At 37.2% G+C, this 15,637-nt stretch carries 18 protein-coding genes; 6 read left to right on the forward strand and 12 right to left on the reverse strand.

Annotated elements, in window-relative coordinates; all coding sequences use genetic code 11:
- Nucleotides 1–12 precede the first annotated feature (12 nt).
- The 6 genes from MKY09_RS11125 to MKY09_RS11150 all read right to left on the reverse strand — a co-directional run bounded on the left by MKY09_RS11125 (nt 13) and on the right by MKY09_RS11150 (nt 5,764).
- Nucleotides 13–1,248: a DegT/DnrJ/EryC1/StrS family aminotransferase gene (locus MKY09_RS11125; RefSeq protein WP_298472289.1), complete on the reverse strand. Its 1,236-nt coding sequence runs from the start codon at nt 1,246–1,248 to the stop codon at nt 13–15.
- A gap of 17 nt (nt 1,249–1,265) precedes the next feature.
- Nucleotides 1,266–2,936 (reverse strand): hypothetical protein, encoded by a 1,671-nt coding sequence (locus MKY09_RS11130; RefSeq protein WP_342566636.1) that lies wholly within the window; start codon nt 2,934–2,936, stop codon nt 1,266–1,268.
- 467 nt (nt 2,937–3,403) lie between these two features.
- Complete coding sequence (locus MKY09_RS11135; protein WP_342566637.1) at nt 3,404–3,886, reverse strand: hypothetical protein; 483 nt, start codon at nt 3,884–3,886, stop codon at nt 3,404–3,406.
- A complete protein-coding gene (locus MKY09_RS11140; protein WP_342566638.1) occupies nt 3,883–4,089 on the reverse strand; it encodes a helix-turn-helix transcriptional regulator in 207 nt (68 codons plus the stop codon). Before MKY09_RS11140 ends, MKY09_RS11135 begins: the two co-directional genes overlap by 4 nt.
- Nucleotides 4,090–4,300: 211 nt before the next feature.
- A complete protein-coding gene (locus MKY09_RS11145) occupies nt 4,301–4,564 on the reverse strand; it encodes a YqkE family protein (RefSeq protein WP_169360811.1) in 264 nt (87 codons plus the stop codon).
- A gap of 15 nt (nt 4,565–4,579) precedes the next feature.
- Entirely contained in the window at nt 4,580–5,764 is a 1,185-nt protein-coding gene (locus MKY09_RS11150; protein WP_340883749.1) for an acetyl-CoA C-acetyltransferase, read from the reverse strand.
- Between the two features lie 110 nt (nt 5,765–5,874).
- Between MKY09_RS11150 and MKY09_RS11155 the strand changes: the two genes are divergently transcribed.
- Complete coding sequence (locus MKY09_RS11155; protein WP_340883750.1) at nt 5,875–6,771, forward strand: hydroxymethylglutaryl-CoA lyase; 897 nt, start codon at nt 5,875–5,877, stop codon at nt 6,769–6,771.
- A 9-nt stretch (nt 6,772–6,780) separates the two neighbouring features.
- A complete protein-coding gene (locus tag MKY09_RS11160) occupies nt 6,781–7,728 on the forward strand; it encodes an alpha/beta hydrolase (protein ID WP_342566639.1) in 948 nt (315 codons plus the stop codon).
- A 403-nt stretch (nt 7,729–8,131) separates the two neighbouring features.
- Here the strand turns inward: MKY09_RS11160 and MKY09_RS11165 are convergent, their stop codons facing one another.
- From MKY09_RS11165 to MKY09_RS11185, 5 genes are all read right to left on the reverse strand, one after another.
- Nucleotides 8,132–8,353 (reverse strand): YneF family protein, encoded by a 222-nt coding sequence (locus tag MKY09_RS11165; protein ID WP_144537029.1) that lies wholly within the window; start codon nt 8,351–8,353, stop codon nt 8,132–8,134.
- Nucleotides 8,354–8,502: 149 nt separating this feature from the next.
- Nucleotides 8,503–10,503, reverse strand: coding sequence for a transketolase (tkt, locus tag MKY09_RS11170; RefSeq protein ID WP_169360805.1), 2,001 nt, complete (start codon nt 10,501–10,503; stop codon nt 8,503–8,505).
- A gap of 86 nt (nt 10,504–10,589) precedes the next feature.
- Complete coding sequence (locus tag MKY09_RS11175) at nt 10,590–10,823, reverse strand: DUF896 domain-containing protein (protein WP_169360804.1); 234 nt, start codon at nt 10,821–10,823, stop codon at nt 10,590–10,592.
- A gap of 65 nt (nt 10,824–10,888) precedes the next feature.
- Nucleotides 10,889–11,536, reverse strand: a complete 648-nt coding sequence (locus MKY09_RS11180) for a recombinase family protein (protein ID WP_298472271.1) — start codon at nt 11,534–11,536, stop codon at nt 10,889–10,891.
- Nucleotides 11,533–11,844: a LysM peptidoglycan-binding domain-containing protein gene (locus MKY09_RS11185; RefSeq protein ID WP_298472269.1), complete on the reverse strand. Its 312-nt coding sequence runs from the start codon at nt 11,842–11,844 to the stop codon at nt 11,533–11,535. The genes MKY09_RS11180 and MKY09_RS11185 overlap by 4 nt, the downstream gene beginning before the upstream one ends.
- Before the next feature lie 173 nt (nt 11,845–12,017).
- On the opposite strand from MKY09_RS11185, the gene lexA reads away from it, so the two are divergent.
- From lexA to MKY09_RS11205, 4 genes are all read left to right on the forward strand, one after another.
- The gene (lexA, locus tag MKY09_RS11190) at nt 12,018–12,638 is read left to right on the forward strand and encodes a transcriptional repressor LexA (RefSeq protein ID WP_169360801.1); all 621 of its coding nucleotides are present in this window, start codon (nt 12,018–12,020) and stop codon (nt 12,636–12,638) included.
- A gap of 252 nt (nt 12,639–12,890) precedes the next feature.
- Nucleotides 12,891–13,340 (forward strand): DinB family protein, encoded by a 450-nt coding sequence (locus MKY09_RS11195; protein ID WP_342566640.1) that lies wholly within the window; start codon nt 12,891–12,893, stop codon nt 13,338–13,340.
- A gap of 174 nt (nt 13,341–13,514) precedes the next feature.
- A complete protein-coding gene (locus MKY09_RS11200; protein ID WP_169360799.1) occupies nt 13,515–14,102 on the forward strand; it encodes a hypothetical protein in 588 nt (195 codons plus the stop codon).
- 516 nt (nt 14,103–14,618) lie between these two features.
- Nucleotides 14,619–15,215 carry a hypothetical protein gene (locus MKY09_RS11205; protein WP_342566641.1) on the forward strand — a complete coding sequence of 199 codons (597 nt, stop codon included), beginning with the start codon at nt 14,619–14,621 and terminating at the stop codon, nt 15,213–15,215.
- 63 nt (nt 15,216–15,278) lie between these two features.
- Here the strand turns inward: MKY09_RS11205 and MKY09_RS11210 are convergent, their stop codons facing one another.
- Nucleotides 15,279–15,491, reverse strand: coding sequence for a hypothetical protein (locus tag MKY09_RS11210; RefSeq protein ID WP_342566642.1), 213 nt, complete (start codon nt 15,489–15,491; stop codon nt 15,279–15,281).
- Nucleotides 15,492–15,637 lie beyond the last annotated feature (146 nt).

Raw genomic sequence — 15,637 nt, forward strand, 5'->3', positions numbered from 1 at the left:
ATAGGCTCTCCTTTAGACGCAATAATGGGCAGCTACCTTATTTAAGGCAGTAATCATATCCTCTATATCATGATCACTAAAAAACTCATTTATATCTAACCGTATCGCTGTCTTCAAAATTTCTTCAGCATTTGGACAGCTACCGGCTTGATAACTATACTCACCTAGACTAAAAGGATATTCGCTATTTAAGTAAGCCTGTTTTTGTTGGAATAGGCTTTGTGCGTATAACACTTGTGGAATGTACCCTGGTGAATTTGGAATACCCTCTGCTGTAAGTGCCGCTGAGAACTCTTCACGGGTGCAGCTTAACACATCTAAGTCGAGCGTTAGCATATAAAACCAGTAGCTGCACCATCCCCCAGTTGTTATTTTCATTGGCCGTATGCCCTTGGTATTCTGTATTCCACTACTCAATCGTTCTCCAAGCTTATTTCTTCGCGTACATATCCAATCCAGTTTTTTTATCTGCGCAATACCAACAGCACCTTGAAGTTCTGTCATACGATAGTTAGGTGCCAGATATTGAATATCTTTTACAACTTCCTTGTCATGTCTTTTATAGTTTTTATCTGCAAATGCATGAGTGGTAAAGTAATCTTCCTCTTCCCCGGAATTTACAGTAACAATTCCGCCATCGCCTGTAGATATATGCTTAAAGTCGTTTGTACTAAAGCATCCATAATCACCAATTGTGCCAGTTAAGCGCCCTTTGTAAGTAGTGAGATAGCTTTGGGCACAATCCTCTATCACTTTTACATTGTACTTTCTAGCAAGTTCCATAATGGAATCCATGTCGCATGGGTTTCCAGCAAGATGAACAACAATAATCGCCTTTGTTTTAGGTGAGATTACCTTTTCAATGGCTTCAGCTGTCATGTTATAGCTATTTGGCTCTAAATCGGCAAATATAGGTATAGCGTTCTGATATAAGATACCAATTACAGTACCCTGGTCTGTAATTGGGCTAGTTATGACCTCGTCACCGACTGTAATACCAGCTGCTCCTAGAGCAACATGCAGCGCAGCAGTTCCAGATGAGGTAGCCACACTATACTTCACATGATATAAATCATTAAAATCTGCTAAAAATTTCTTAACCTTGCTACCGAAATGATAAAAGAGTGTATTTTGCTCTAGTGCCTCTAGTAGCTCCGTTGCTTCCTCCATCCCAAAGCGTTTCCCAGTTCCGAATGGAGTCGTTTTAACCTTTTGCCCACCTAAAATCGCTAAAGTGTTGTTTTTCATTTTTAGACCCTCCAACATTACGCTTCCTTTAAAAGGTGATTTGTAGCAGAAACCATCTTACAATGCAGCCCAAAACGTTTGACCGTTTGTGCATCTTCTTTTGGAACGGGCATTAGAATAACGAGCTTATCGTCAATCGAATTTTCATTAAGTACCACACCATTCTCTTCAGATACATCTATAATTTTAACCTGGCGTCTCGCTCTCTCCCAATCATTAATTTGCTTACTAGTCCAAAACGAGAAGCCTTGCTGCCTTGCCATACGGATTAGTTGAATAATCGCTTCGCGTACTGGCGGTTGCTGATAGATGTGGATTTGATGAAATAGGAAATGAGCAACTCCATTCACTCGTTTGACTCCTTCCAAAAATGGTTCGATAACCGTCGCATCCGCTAACGTATTATGGTTCAAGTCTTGGGTCAGAAAACCAATCTCTAGCACATCATACATTCGATTTTTTTCATCGGCCCAAGCGATAGGGAAATAAGGCTGACACGTGCCAAATAAGAAGCCTATGTTTCCTCTTTTGCTAGGACCTCTCGATTGATCAGCCTGTATTCCATATTTCTCACACCAAGTAAAAAATTCTCCCCAGCCTTCAAACCTCGTATAGTGATTTTTATTGGACGTCACTTGTTCTATACCCACTGTCTGCTGCAACCAAGTCAGCTGTGCATGAAAGGCACTTTCTGACCAAATTCCATTATCTGATTCTAATGCATTATAGTGTAGAGCTAGCTCATGCCCATCTGCTTTGATTTGTTTGTAAATAGAAGGATTATATCCAGGCACAATCATACACCAAGTCGATTGCACGCCTTCTTCCTTTAGGGTATCTAACGTTATTTGTGCTGATTCGTCCACGTTCAAGTCACTATCATGAGAGATTAAAGCAACATGTTCTACTCCTGCTGGCCAATAATCAATGAAAGGAAGCGTAAGATTTTTATCGAGAGCACACTTTACTAAATGCTCTATTAACGCTTCTCTCCACAAATCAGCATACGGATGGGGAAAATAAGGCATACCTGTTTCAGTAACCGTTCGGTCTAGGTCCCAATCGAGCATAAAGCCGTCGTCCGCCTTTAATATCTCCTCATCCAAGTTAGCACTTCCGTCGGGAGCAGGAACTCCGTCTTCTGTTATAGGAGCAGTACCTTGCTGTAAGCCTACAATTGTTTGGGGAATAGAGACGGCCCATCGCTCAATGGTCCCTTTTCCATACTTAATTTGAAGCAGGGCATCTCCATTGCCCTCTAGTAACGCTCCAAATTGTTGGATCTCTAACTGATCTCCAAAATAGACCCATGGATCCGCGTGTAAATAACGAAGAGACGTTGACTGGTTAAGAAAAGAAGAAAGCTCTGCATAGCCTATAGCAGGAATAGAATGGGAACTGAAGCCTAACCTTTCTTTTAGACAATGAAGTTCGCCATATGAAATTACTGTACCTCCATTTTCTACATAATCTAAAATTTTTGTTTGAGCAGCTTCTGTATTAGGGCAACAAGCCACAATCAGTAAATCAAAGGAGTCAAGCTCCTCGATTGAATCTATTTTTTTATAAGGCAGTCTTACATGATCAAGAATCTCTTCCAAATAGCGGTCAAATACATTTTCCCCTTTCTTCCACTGTTTTTCGGTTTCCTCTCTATCTAAAAGAATCCCCACTTTTGCCATCCTCATTTAACGGTCACTCCTCTATAAAAAAAGACATGTATATTACCTGTCTATAATATTGTTATGATAATCATAGTATAACTGGGTATTTTTATCAATTAGTTATTTGAAAATTTTACATTTTATAAACTTTTAGAGGAGCACGGGTTTTACAGGTTGTTTTACATGCACAAAAAAATGCTTGGAAATATATCTCCAAGCTTAATAAGTTTTAATGCTTTATTTTTTGCTTAACTGAAAGTTCATAATCGATAAGAAATTCGAACTCAGTAGTTCTCCGCTACGGTGGACGCTTTCTTGGGGTACGCCTCGAGCCTATAGTCCCTCTCACGCACTTGGCGGCGAGGAGTCGCTGCTTTTTCTACGAACAATGAGATTGTCTTACAAGAATCAGCTGGCTTCTTAAACAAATAAAACGTGAAATCAAACTACAGATTTCACATTTCTTTCATTTACCTTTCTCTCATCCTCATTCACTTATAATATTCAACGCACCATGCTATAGCATAAGCAATGCTTGAAGTTACTATTGTTCCTGCAAATAAATAGATAGGAAATGCAGGGTTAAGATAAATGTAATTTGTAGAAAGAACCATGATCGACATTGCAATAATTGCACTCAATGTAAAAGCAACATGAGAAGCTCTGGTTGCTTTATTGGTGATGCTCAGCTCCCGTTCATCACCATCTTGAAATTCTCCAAACTTCAAAAGGATATCGGCCCGTTTTCTTGACTTCAATCTTAGAGAAAGAATTAATTGAAGTACCATTAATAAAATACTGAGGATAAATGGCCACCAACTAAATTTTACATCCGCATTTATAACTTCACCGTTTGACAACCCTCTATCGAATTCATCCATCAACCAGATGTTTTCATAAGCAAAACCCATTGCATATGCAAGCACCCCTATAATAATGATTTTGCTGATACTTTCAAATAGAACAATCTTCATTTGCCATCCCCCTTGAAAAAGATTTTTTCAATTGGCTCCTGAAACACTTCCGCTATATTCATCGCGAGTAACAGCGATGGCACATAGGTTCCTTTCTCCAGCGAGACAATAGTCTGCCGCGTTACACCTACTTTTTCTGATAAGTCTTTTTGTGTAAGGTTAGACCTTGCTCTCAGTTCTTTTAAACGATTCTTTATATCCATTTATTCCCTCCACTGTTTTTTAATTACCTTTAATGTAAAGTAAACCAGACATAAAGTAAAGTATTTCTTACATTAAAGTGGAGATAAATATAAGGGTCAGTATCGTTATAAATTTTCACTCATTATGATTCAAAAATGGCCCCTAAAATTTTGCTGTCTGCAAAATTCTAGGGGCCATTCATTTTTCGCAGGAGATTTCCCACACATTTTTTTAGAACTTAGAACCACCAAAGCCATACTCATCGAGCAATTCTTCGAAGGATTTGTTTTTTTCTTTTTGTTTCTTTTCAAAAGCAAGCTGTGCCTGTCTTTCTTCTTCCTTCTCTTGCTCAGCTGTTACTAATTGCTTCTTAGTTTCTTTTAACTTAGCAAGCACATCCATAGAAAGCTGATCTGAAAGAGAATTCCCATCTTCTTTTACAGCTGAAGATTTAAAGTTAGGCTGTTGCTGTCTTTTTTGTTTCTTCTTAGCCAATATTATTCACCTACTTTATGAGCGTTTCACAATAGTGGCTACTCCTTGTCCTCCACCTATGCAAAGTGTCGCAAGCCCCGTTTTAGCATCTCTTTTCTCCATTTCATGAAGTAAAGTAACGAAAATTCGAGCACCACTTGCACCGATTGGATGACCTAAAGCAATTGCTCCACCATTTACATTTAGTATATCATGATTGAAGGCAAGCTCTCTATCTACTGCTATAGATTGAGCAGCAAAAGCTTCATTTGCTTCAATTAGCTCGATTTCACTTAAGGATAGTTTTGATTTATTCAACACTTTTTTCACTGCTTCCACAGGTCCAATTCCCATCACGCTTGGATCTACTCCAGCAGATGCATTAGCAAGAATTGTAGCTAATGGTTTTAAGCCTAGTTCCTCAGCCTTTTGTTTGGACATTACGACAACAGCTGCTGCGCCGTCGTTAATACCCGAAGCATTTCCAGCCGTAACTGAACCGTCCTTTTTAAAAGCAGGACGCAAACCAGCTAGCTTTTCCTCTGTTGACCCTTTTTTCGGATATTCATCCTTATCAAAGATAACAGGCTCGCCTTTTCTTTGAGGAATCTCAACAGGAACTATTTCATCCTTAAACTTGCCAGTCTCTACAGCTTCTGCTGCTCTTGCTTGAGACCGAGCAGAAAATTTGTCCTGCTCCTCACGTGAAATGTCATAGCGGTCACAAAGATTTTCTGCTGTTATTCCCATATGGTAATCGTTAAAAGCACACCATAGACCATCAGAAACCATACTGTCTACTACTTTTTGATCGCCCATTCGGAACCCTTCTCTAGCATTTTTTAATAGATATGGAGCTTGACTCATATTCTCCATACCACCAGCAACAACTATATCTGCATCTCCAGCAATAATCGCTTGTGTTGCCAAATGTATTGCTTTAAGACCTGAACCACATACTTTATTTATGGTTAAAGCCGAAACGGATTGTGGTAAACCTGCTTGTATAGAAGCCTGTCTAGCAGGGTTTTGTCCAAGACCAGCCTGAAGCACATTCCCCATGATTACTTCATCCACTGATTCCTTAGAAACTCCAGCTTTTTCTAAAGCCTTATCAATTACAATTGCTCCAAGCTTTGTTGCCGGAACATCCTTTAGTGCGCCTTGAAAAGAACCAATAGCAGTTCTAACTGCACTTACGATTACAACTTCATTTGTCACGTGAATTTCCTCCTTCATATCCCCTATTTTCAATAAAACTATGAAACAAAAATTTTAAAATTTGCTTGTTCAACCAACCTTTCTTTACAATAAAAGAGGGAGGGATGAATATGTATAGTTTACCAAAAAAAGTGACAATTATCGAGGTAGGTCCACGGGATGGTCTACAAAATGAAAAAAATGTAGTACCAACTGATGTAAAGCTGTTATTTATCGAGCAACTTCAACAAGCTGGGGTAGAGGAAATGGAACTAAGCTCCTTTGTGTCACCTAAATGGGTACCACAAATGAGTGATGCAAAAGAAATTGTTACAAATGCGAAAAAAGTGGGTAGACAATTTGTACTAACACCAAACAAAAAAGGAATAGACCTAGCATTGGAAAATGGAGCTAAAAGTGTCGCTGTTTTTGTTGGCGTTTCAGATAGCTTTAATAAAAAAAATATTAACAAAACTACTAGAGAAAGTATGAATGAATTAAAGCCTCTTGTAGAAAAATTAATAGAAGACGGATATTTTGTCCGTGCATGTATTTCCACTGCTTTTTATTGTCCTTTTGAGGGTGCAGTCGATCCGGAAAAAGTAACTGAACTATGTAAGGAATTTGTGTCATGGGGTGTACAAGAGCTTAGCGTGGCGGACACTATTGGAATGGCGAATCCAAAAGAAAGCTACGCACTTTTCCATACGTTAATAAATGTGTTTCCTCATACATTAATTACTGCCCATTTTCATGATACTCGCAAAATGGGTATTGCCAATATATTTGCAGCGTTACAAGCAGGTGTATCTCGATTCGATACTTCGGCTGGTGGTTTAGGGGGGTGTCCTTTTGCACCGGGTGCAACAGGCAATGTAGCAACTGAGGATGTCGTGAATATGCTACATAAAATGGATATTACCACTAATATCGACATAGATGAATTATTAAACGCTGTCGACATAATTTCTCCTTATGTGTCCAGACCAATTGAAACAGGTATGTATAAACTATTTAAAAGCAAGTAGGTGTTGACCTTGAGAAAAAGAGTAATTGTTTGGACGAGTATTTTTACAAGTATTATTTCTGCTGTTGCTACTATATTCGGCTTTTTTCTTACAAACAAACTTATGTATATGAAGAAAAAAGAAGATGATTTTATTTATAACCGGGAGCTTACATCCAAACGATTTGATGAAGCTTGGTATACAGCAGTAAATAAATTAGAGCGATGGATCCCCTCTAAAAACGGATACTCACTTAAAGCGATTTTCATCGAGCCATTAGAAACGAGTAACTACGTTATTATTTGTCATGGCGTTACAGAGAACAAGATCAATTCACTTAGATTTGTTAGGATGTTTGAACGACTGGGATTTAATAGTGTTGTATATGACCACCGTAGACATGGGGATTCTGGTGGAAAAACGACAAGCTTCGGTTATTATGAAAAAATGGATTTACAGGCTATTGTGGAAGCCGTTAGAGAAAGGGCAGGTGAAAATGCAGTTATTGGTATACATGGAGAATCCATGGGCGCAGCCACCACCCTTCTCTATGCTGGTTCCATTGTGGATGATGCAGATTTCTATATCTCCGATTGTGCATTTTCCAACTTTGAAGAGCAAGTGTATCACATTATGACTCAAACAACCCCTCTTCGTTCAAGCTTAGCAATCCGATTTGCAAATTTTTTCTTAAAGTTTCGAGATGGGTACACCCTGAATTTAGTATCCCCCATTGATGTAGTAGACAAAATTGAAAAGCCTGTCCTATTTATTCATAGCCTGGAGGACGATTTTATACTACCGAAAATGACTGAGGACTTATATGAAAAGAAAAGAGGTCCAAAGATGTTAAAGCTATTTGATATTGGGGCTCATGCTAAATCGTTTAATGAGAATAGCAAGGAATATGAGGAAATCGTCTCTGATTTCTTAAAGCAATATAATTTGCTGGGAGAAGACAATTCCGTGAATAGCTAATTACTTGAAGATCTGGATAGGGACCTAGCCAATGAATTAAAAGACGTGAAATCAACTACTGATTTCACGTCTTTACTTTTTTAAAGATAACTGAATTCTAATAAAAGATTTATCTAGTCTCGTTTTCTGGAGAGAAAGCGACTCCTGGGGAAACAACGCCAGCTGAAAGCCTAATCAAGAGCAAGGCGACGAGGAAATGGAAGTGTGCATTCGCTGTAACGAAAAACAACTACATTTTATTTGGAGGAGAATTAGTCCCAGCCAACTCTTCTCTTTTTTAGGTGTTCTTATTAAATTTTCACTTGAATTAGTAGACCTGTTCAAATAGTACAAAAAAGACTATAGGCAACTCAAAATCACAAGAGTTGTCTATAGTCAGAACACACGGTACAAAGTGTCTTTATTATTTGTTTTGCATTTTATTCATTTGGTTCATCATTTGTTTCACTTGTTTTTCGGATGGTTTACGACCCATCTGTGCCATCATCATACGTAGCATTTGTTCGTTGATTGGTGGATTTTCTTTCAAATATTTCATCATATATTGACGTGCTGCAAAAAATCCAATTACAACACCACCGATTAAAGCGACAATTACTATAACAACCCATATCCAAGTATCCAATGTTTTTCCTCCTTTACCAACTTCTCTACGTGTACAAGACACCAATTGAAATTATACTATAAATTGGCTAGGCATTCTATATAATTTCTTTTAAAAAATAGCAATTCGAATACTTTTAAGACCAAGTATTCGAATTGCACATAAGAATATTATTTTTGTAGTAAGTTTTTCATTTTAGAAACAACATTTTCTACATTAAATCCGTATTCTTTCATAACGATTTCACCAGGAGCACTTGCACCGAATGTATCGATTGCAATTACGTCCCCTTCGAATCCAACATAACGATGCCAACCAAGAGAAGATCCCATCTCAATCGCAAGACGTTTTGTTAAATTAGAAGGTAGTACTGCATTTTTATATGCAGCATCTTGTTTTTCAAATCTATCCCATGAAGGCATAGAAACTACAGAAACTTGAATTCCTTCAGCCGCTAAAGCTTTTTGAGCTTCTACTGCTAGCCCAACCTCTGAACCAGTTGCTAATAAGATACCTTCTGCATTTTCTGCTGGAGAAACGACATAAGCACCTTTTGCAACTCCCTCACTTGCTTGTTCCACAGAACCTTTTAGTGTTGGTAGATTTTGACGTGATAGAACTAATACAGTCGGTTGATCTTTAGAAGAAACAGCTAGCTTCCATGCTTCAGCAGTTTCGTTTGAATCAGCTGGTCGTATAACTGATAGACCTGGCATCGCTCTTAGTGATGCTAAGTGCTCAACTGGCTCATGAGTTGGACCATCTTCTCCTACTGCAATACTGTCATGTGTAAATACATAAGTAACTGGTAATCCCATTAAGGCAGATAGACGAATTGCTGGTCGAACATAATCACTAAATACGAAGAATGTACCGCCAAATACATGAAGACCACCATGTAATGCCATACCGTTAAGTGCAGCTCCCATTGCAAATTCACGTACTCCAAACCAGATGTTTTTACCTGCATAGTTTTCAGCAGAGAAATCGCCAGCATTTTTAATAGTAGTTTTGTTAGAACCAGCTAAGTCAGCACTTCCTCCAAAGAATGAAGGTAGATTCTGAGCAATTGCGTTAATTGCTTCTCCTGAAGCAGCACGACTTGCCTGTGAAGAACCTTCTTCATATGATTTAAGAGCATCTGCAAAGTTTGCAGGCATTTCTCCTTTAATCGCTTGATTTAAAGTTGCTGCTAATTCTGGGAATTCTTTTTCATATGCTGCAAATTTATCATTCCAAGATGCTTCTTCTTGAACGCCTTGACGTTCTGCAGCTTCCTTGAAAGTCTCGTATACTTCCTCTGGAACATAGAAATCTTCCTCAAATAACCATTTGTACTCTGCTTTAGCTAAAAGAGATTCTTCTTTTCCAAGTGGCATACCATGCGCATCTGCTTTACCTGATCGGTTTGGTGAACCAAATCCAATGACTGTTTTAACTTCGATAATAGTTGGCTTATCATTTTGTGATTTAGCTTTATCGATAGCAGCAGAAATAGCTTCGATGTCATTTCCATCTTCTACGTATATATGATTCCATCCATAAGATTCAAAACGCTTAGCTATATTTTCAGAGAAAGATTTATGTAAATCTCCATCTAATGAAATATCATTACTATCATACAATACGATTAATTTATCTAACTTCAAGTGGCCTGCTAGTGAAATAGCTTCAGCAGCTACACCTTCCATTAAATCCCCATCGCCACATAACGCGTACGTATAGTGATCAACAACAGAGTGTCCTTCTTTATTATAAGTGGCAGCTAAATGAGCCTCGGCCATTGCCATACCTACAGCCATACCAATTCCTTGTCCTAATGGACCAGTAGTTGCTTCTACCCCAGCAGTGTGGCGGAATTCTGGATGTCCGGGAGTTTTAGAGTTCCACTGTCTGAAGTTTTTAATCTCTTCCATTGGAAGATCATATCCGCCAAGATGTAGCAAGCTGTATAACAGCATAGAGCCATGACCAGCAGATAAAACAAAACGGTCGCGGTTAAACCAATTAGGGTTGCTCGGATTGTGGCGTAAATGTTTTGTCCATAACGTATAAGCCATTGGTGCAGCCCCCATTGGAAGACCAGGGTGACCAGAGTTTGCTTTATCGATTGCATCGATAGAAAGAGTACGTATAGTCGTAATTGCTAATAAATCTGATTGTAATGACATGAATGACATCCTCTCGAACAAATTTTTTTCTATATTATTAGTGTAGACAACAATCTCTGTATTATCAAGGTTTCTAAAATGATTAGTTAATTCAGAAATTTACCCTTTTTTGCTTGCTGAACCTTTTCTGGCGTTACGTCATTTCCAGAAGGGTCAATAACTTTCACATGTTCAATTGTATCTCTCATCGTCGCTCTAAACGTTTCCAAATATTCTTTGCGTAGTGCACTTTGTTCTTTTGCCTCTTCAATAGATAATCCACTAGACTTAGATTTCTTTGACAGCTCGTTTATACGTGCTAATTTTTCTTTACTTAACATTTAATTTCATCCTTTCAGCTATCTCTTATATAAAGGTATGAAAAAAACACACGAAGTGCAAGTCTTTACTCTTCGTGTGCTTCTTTATATTCAATATATCTTCTATGTACGGTAGCTTTACTTATATGAAATCCTAACCCTTTGAGAGTGGATGTAATTTCCTCATAAGTTAGTCCTGCATTTCTTAACCGGACTATTTCATCAACTGGTATATCTATACGATCTCTTCCTTCAGGATTCCCTCGAGTTTTTAAATTCTTTTCTGGCTTATAACCTTGCGAGATTGCTCGTTTCATCCCACGTTTAATTTTGGCGTTGTGAATTTTGCGTTGATACTCCTCAACTAAGGCAAGAATTTCTAAAAGCATAGAATCCATTTCATTAAGGTTTAATATCCCTTTATCTTGCAATGTAAATACGGTAGTATTCGTTTTCTGCAGCATATGAAGGACTGCCATTCTCCCATTTCCTCTGCCGATTCTAGTTTCATCTTGGACAAATACAGCTTTAATATCATTCTCCTTCACATAATTAAGCATTTCTAGTAGGCCATCTCTCTCCACATCGTACCCACTATGCTGGTCTAAGAATACTTGAGAAACCTCATAACCCTGTTTTGTTGCAAAATCTATTAACTCTTCTTCTTGTCTCTCTAGTGAAGTTTCTTGAGTAGACTTGTCTGTACTTACCCGACAATAAATAACTGATTTCATTCTCCTGCTACCTCTGTTCCATAATTTAAGTGATAGTTCTCACTTACCTTTGGAATTACTATAACATCTCCTGGTTTAATAGAGGTATCATATAAATTATTCATTTCGATAACTTTACTTATCCAGTCTTCTTTTGAATCTTTTACTCCATATTCACTAGCAAGTCCCCAAAGGGAATCTCCTTGTTCTATATGAATTTCGTAATCTTTTTCTGCCGAGATTGTATGTGTAATAGCCATAGTTGTTATGAAAATTAGATTAAGTCCTAAAAATAACGCTAAAAAATAATTGTTTTTTACCCAATTCATGTTAAAACCTCCAAATAAGAATGTTTGTTCGTATCTATATTTTAATACTAATGCGAACATTTGTTTTTGTCAACATATTTTAGAACCTATGTTTGCATATTGTATAGGACACTGTTATACTATTAACAAGTATTAATATAGTAGGTAATTTATTACTAAAAGAGGTGAACTCATTGAAGAAAGCGTCGAAAAGACAGGAAGATATTTTAGCTTTTATAAAAGAAGAGGTTCGTAAAAAAGGCTATCCACCTTCCGTACGTGAAATTGGCGAGGCTGTTGGACTTGCCTCAAGCTCTACAGTGCATGGTCACTTAGCAAGATTAGAGAGTAAAGGGTTAATTCGGAGAGATCCTACAAAACCACGCGCTATTGAAATATTGGACGGTTTGGAAGTTTCTGTGGAAAGACAGGGTGTTGTGCATGTTCCTTTGGTTGGTAAAGTTACTGCCGGTATGCCTATAACAGCTATTGAAAATGTTGAAGAATTTTTTCCTTTACCTGAAACGTTTGGTACATCGGACGACCATCTATTCATGTTAGAAATTATGGGTGACAGTATGATTGAAGCTGGAATCTTGAATGGAGATTATGTTGTGGTTAAACAACAACAATCTGCTAATAATGGGGATATTGTAGTTGCAATGACTGAGGACGACGAAGCTACTGTGAAACGGTTCTTTAAAGAAAAAACATATTTTAGATTACAACCAGAAAACTCGACTATGGACCCTATTATTGTGAACCAAGTTTCGATTTTAGGAAAAGTAGTTGGAGTTTACCGACATATCCACTAATAATCTCTTGACTTATTTCCGTATCATAGTATGATTACGTAGAGCCGATATCATATCTAAACTAGAAAGTGGACATTTCTGTTTAGATCATCGAAAAACCCCTTCACATTTATATGTGAGGGGGTTTTGTTTTTACTAATAATTTCTTATCTTGCTTTTACACCTTAAGTCTACACTTCCCCCTCGTCTTTTTATGAAAGAACTTAACAAAAGAGAATCATAATCTACTAACCGTGGAAAGGAAGATTCAAATTGCAATTTCCTTATCGTAACGATTTTCGAAAAACCTTAATACCTTACCTTAAAAATTTGTCTGAAGAAAATTGGGTGAAAGTTCACCCTAATTACTCTAATAATGTAGCCTGGGTAGTATTTCATATAGCCACAAGTGAGGATTTCTGGATCAATGAAATAGCTTTTAAAAAGAAACCTAAAGTTACTGTTAATGCTTATTCACCACCTCGAGAAATCTTAACAGCTTACGAGGAAATCAGAATGGAAACTGATTTTATTCTTAACTCTTTGGATGTTTTACAATTTGACCAGCTTATAGACGTGCCATCATTTTCTGACGGGTGGATCCCTCCATCAGTTCCGACAATTGGTTGGGTATTTCAGCATGTGTATGGTCACGAGGCCTACCATATTGGTCAACTAGCTGTGATTGCCCATCTGAACCAATTTGAAAAACCATTATTCTAACAACTATTACATACATTTCTACTAAAAAATATTAAATACTCTATTTTTCATTTATTTTATACAATTTTCTCCTTTTTTGGTTTTTCTTTTTGCGACGAAGGGTAAAGTTTTATAGTTCAAGAAAAACCTTCCATATATGTGTGTCACAACCCAAATAAGAAAAGGAGAGAAAATATGAGGAAAGGACTAAAATTATTATTTTTACTTTCGTGCACTATTTACTTAGTTGCCTGTAATTCAAATGAAGAGGTTACTCCCCCAATAGCTGACAAGGAAAAACGACCAATAGAACTTAAAGCTAGTAAAACAGAGGCAGAAATGGTATCTACTAAAGTACCTGAAAATTTTAAAGATCGAGAAGCCGTTGAAACGTATGTCACGGAAGTTAGGGAAATTTATATGGAGACTACTAATTTAGGAGCTCAGTGGGATGCTCTAAGAATAGGCTCCTCCACAGGAGAGGTAACTCCTCCAGAATTCGCTGAAGTAATCAGAACAGATTTGTTACCCCAAAACATGGCTATTATTGAAGTAATTGAAGCAATAGTCCCTCCGAATGATGAAATTGCTCGTACCCATGAACTTTTCATAGACGCAATCAATAAACAGCATATAGCATTTAGTGAGGTTGCTACTGCTATGGACACATACGATTCCAATAAAATGACTAAGGCGAACGAAATTTTGAGTGAGGTAAGAAAACTTGATCGCGAATTTGGAAGAGAGATGGAGAATTTACTACTTGAATATAATATAGATTGATTTGTAAAAAAATCACATACACCAAAAGACATTAAGATGGCATGATATATTCATGTCCATCTTTTTTTATTTCCAAAGAACCTCCTTCCCTTTTTCATAACATCTGAGTGAATATATTTCTGACAGACGCTTTCAGTTGTTCAGGTTAAGCCATCATCCTGATGTCGTGACCTGCCGCTACAATCACTTATTTGTAAATGTTAGTGTTTAATCAGGATTTTGCTATTTAAGAAAATACTCATCTTTATATTTTTATATCCCCTTAAAACACCCTATTACCAACGCACAAAAGCTATTTTACAAGCGATCATTAACCAAATAGCAGTGACTTCATTTTTTCATCTGAATATATTAAGTAAGTGATTTTTTATTCATCGAAAATAAAAAGAAATCAGCTTAGGAAGGTCTTAGTATGTCCTTCACTGGGATCGCATTTGTTAGCCCGTTTAAAAGATGTATGAAAGATCCGTGTACTAAAAATATAGTACTTTCCAATTACAGGAAGGGGTTAATAAAATGAAGAAATGGTTCATGATAGGGTTAATTTCCCTTATTCTAGGAGTGACTGCCTGTTCTCCATCTTCAAAGGAAGCAAAGCCCGAGAAAGAATCGGTGGAAGTCGTCAAAAAGGAAGAAGAGTCTGAAACTAAAGTAGAAAAAGAAGTTACGAAGGAAGAAGAAAAAACAGAAGTTGTGACAGCCGACAAGGAATTGATACAGTATTATGTTGATGATGTACGAGACGCTTATATGCAGGTATCTGACTTAGCGGTACAGTGGGATGAACTTAGAATGGGTGCATCAAATGGTGAAATCGATAGCTATACATTTGCTACTGCCATTTATGAAGAAATACTGCCCCAAAATATGTTTGTACTAGAAAACATAGAAGCAATCATTCCCCCTAATGATGATATTGCAGCTACCCATGAGTTACTAATAGATGCCATTAGCAAGCAGCACATTGCATTTAGTGAGGTTGCAGCCGGTATGGATGCCAACGATCCCGATAAAATCACAAAAGCAAATGAAATTTTAAATGAAGTACGAAAATTGGATCGTGAGTTCGGCAGAAAAATGGAGACACTCATCAAGGAATATGGAATAGATTAATATAGCTATAACAAAGAAAGAACATAAAAAATGGGCTGGTAAACATTTTGCCAAGCTCATTTTTTAATAATAAGGTTTAAATAAACTGATTATAGCCATTAAAACTAGTATCAAAGAGATCATCATAAATGTATAACCCATAAATGCTTTGTTCTCTTTTTTTAAATCGTTTAACCCTAATAGAAAACAATTTGCACCTATGAACAACGCCATAAAAGGTAATAAATTCAGTTCGGTTAGTAAATCTAAAACTCCAAATACAATTGCACATACCAACAAGGTTACTCTTTTTTTTCTAAATCAATGCACCTCTTCATTTGTCGCATTCCTGATGAACCTTTTACACCACCTGCTGCAATATCTATTACGCATAATATTTATAGTGGAATGTATCTTTCTCCCCCTAATCTATAGAAGTAGAC

The organism is Psychrobacillus sp. FSL K6-4046 (assembly GCF_038624605.1).
Lineage (GTDB): Bacteria > Bacillota > Bacilli > Bacillales_A > Planococcaceae > Psychrobacillus.

Coding starts and splice junctions, on each gene's coding strand:
- MKY09_RS11175 (WP_169360804.1), bottom strand. CDS start 10,823: ATGTTAAGTAAAGAAAAATTAGCACGTATAAACGAGCTGTCAAAGAAA.
- tkt (WP_169360805.1), bottom strand. CDS start 10,503: ATGTCATTACAATCAGATTTATTAGCAATTACGACTATACGTACTCTT.
- MKY09_RS11140 (WP_342566638.1), bottom strand. CDS start 4,089: ATGGATATAAAGAATCGTTTAAAAGAACTGAGAGCAAGGTCTAACCTT.
- MKY09_RS11135 (WP_342566637.1), bottom strand. CDS start 3,886: ATGAAGATTGTTCTATTTGAAAGTATCAGCAAAATCATTATTATAGGG.
- MKY09_RS11180 (WP_298472271.1), bottom strand. CDS start 11,536: ATGAAATCAGTTATTTATTGTCGGGTAAGTACAGACAAGTCTACTCAA.
- MKY09_RS11205 (WP_342566641.1), top strand. CDS start 14,619: ATGAAGAAATGGTTCATGATAGGGTTAATTTCCCTTATTCTAGGAGTG.
- MKY09_RS11130 (WP_342566636.1), bottom strand. CDS start 2,936: ATGAGGATGGCAAAAGTGGGGATTCTTTTAGATAGAGAGGAAACCGAA.
- MKY09_RS11185 (WP_298472269.1), bottom strand. CDS start 11,844: ATGAATTGGGTAAAAAACAATTATTTTTTAGCGTTATTTTTAGGACTT.
- MKY09_RS11200 (WP_169360799.1), top strand. CDS start 13,515: ATGAGGAAAGGACTAAAATTATTATTTTTACTTTCGTGCACTATTTAC.
- MKY09_RS11125 (WP_298472289.1), bottom strand. CDS start 1,248: ATGAAAAACAACACTTTAGCGATTTTAGGTGGGCAAAAGGTTAAAACG.
- MKY09_RS11155 (WP_340883750.1), top strand. CDS start 5,875: ATGTATAGTTTACCAAAAAAAGTGACAATTATCGAGGTAGGTCCACGG.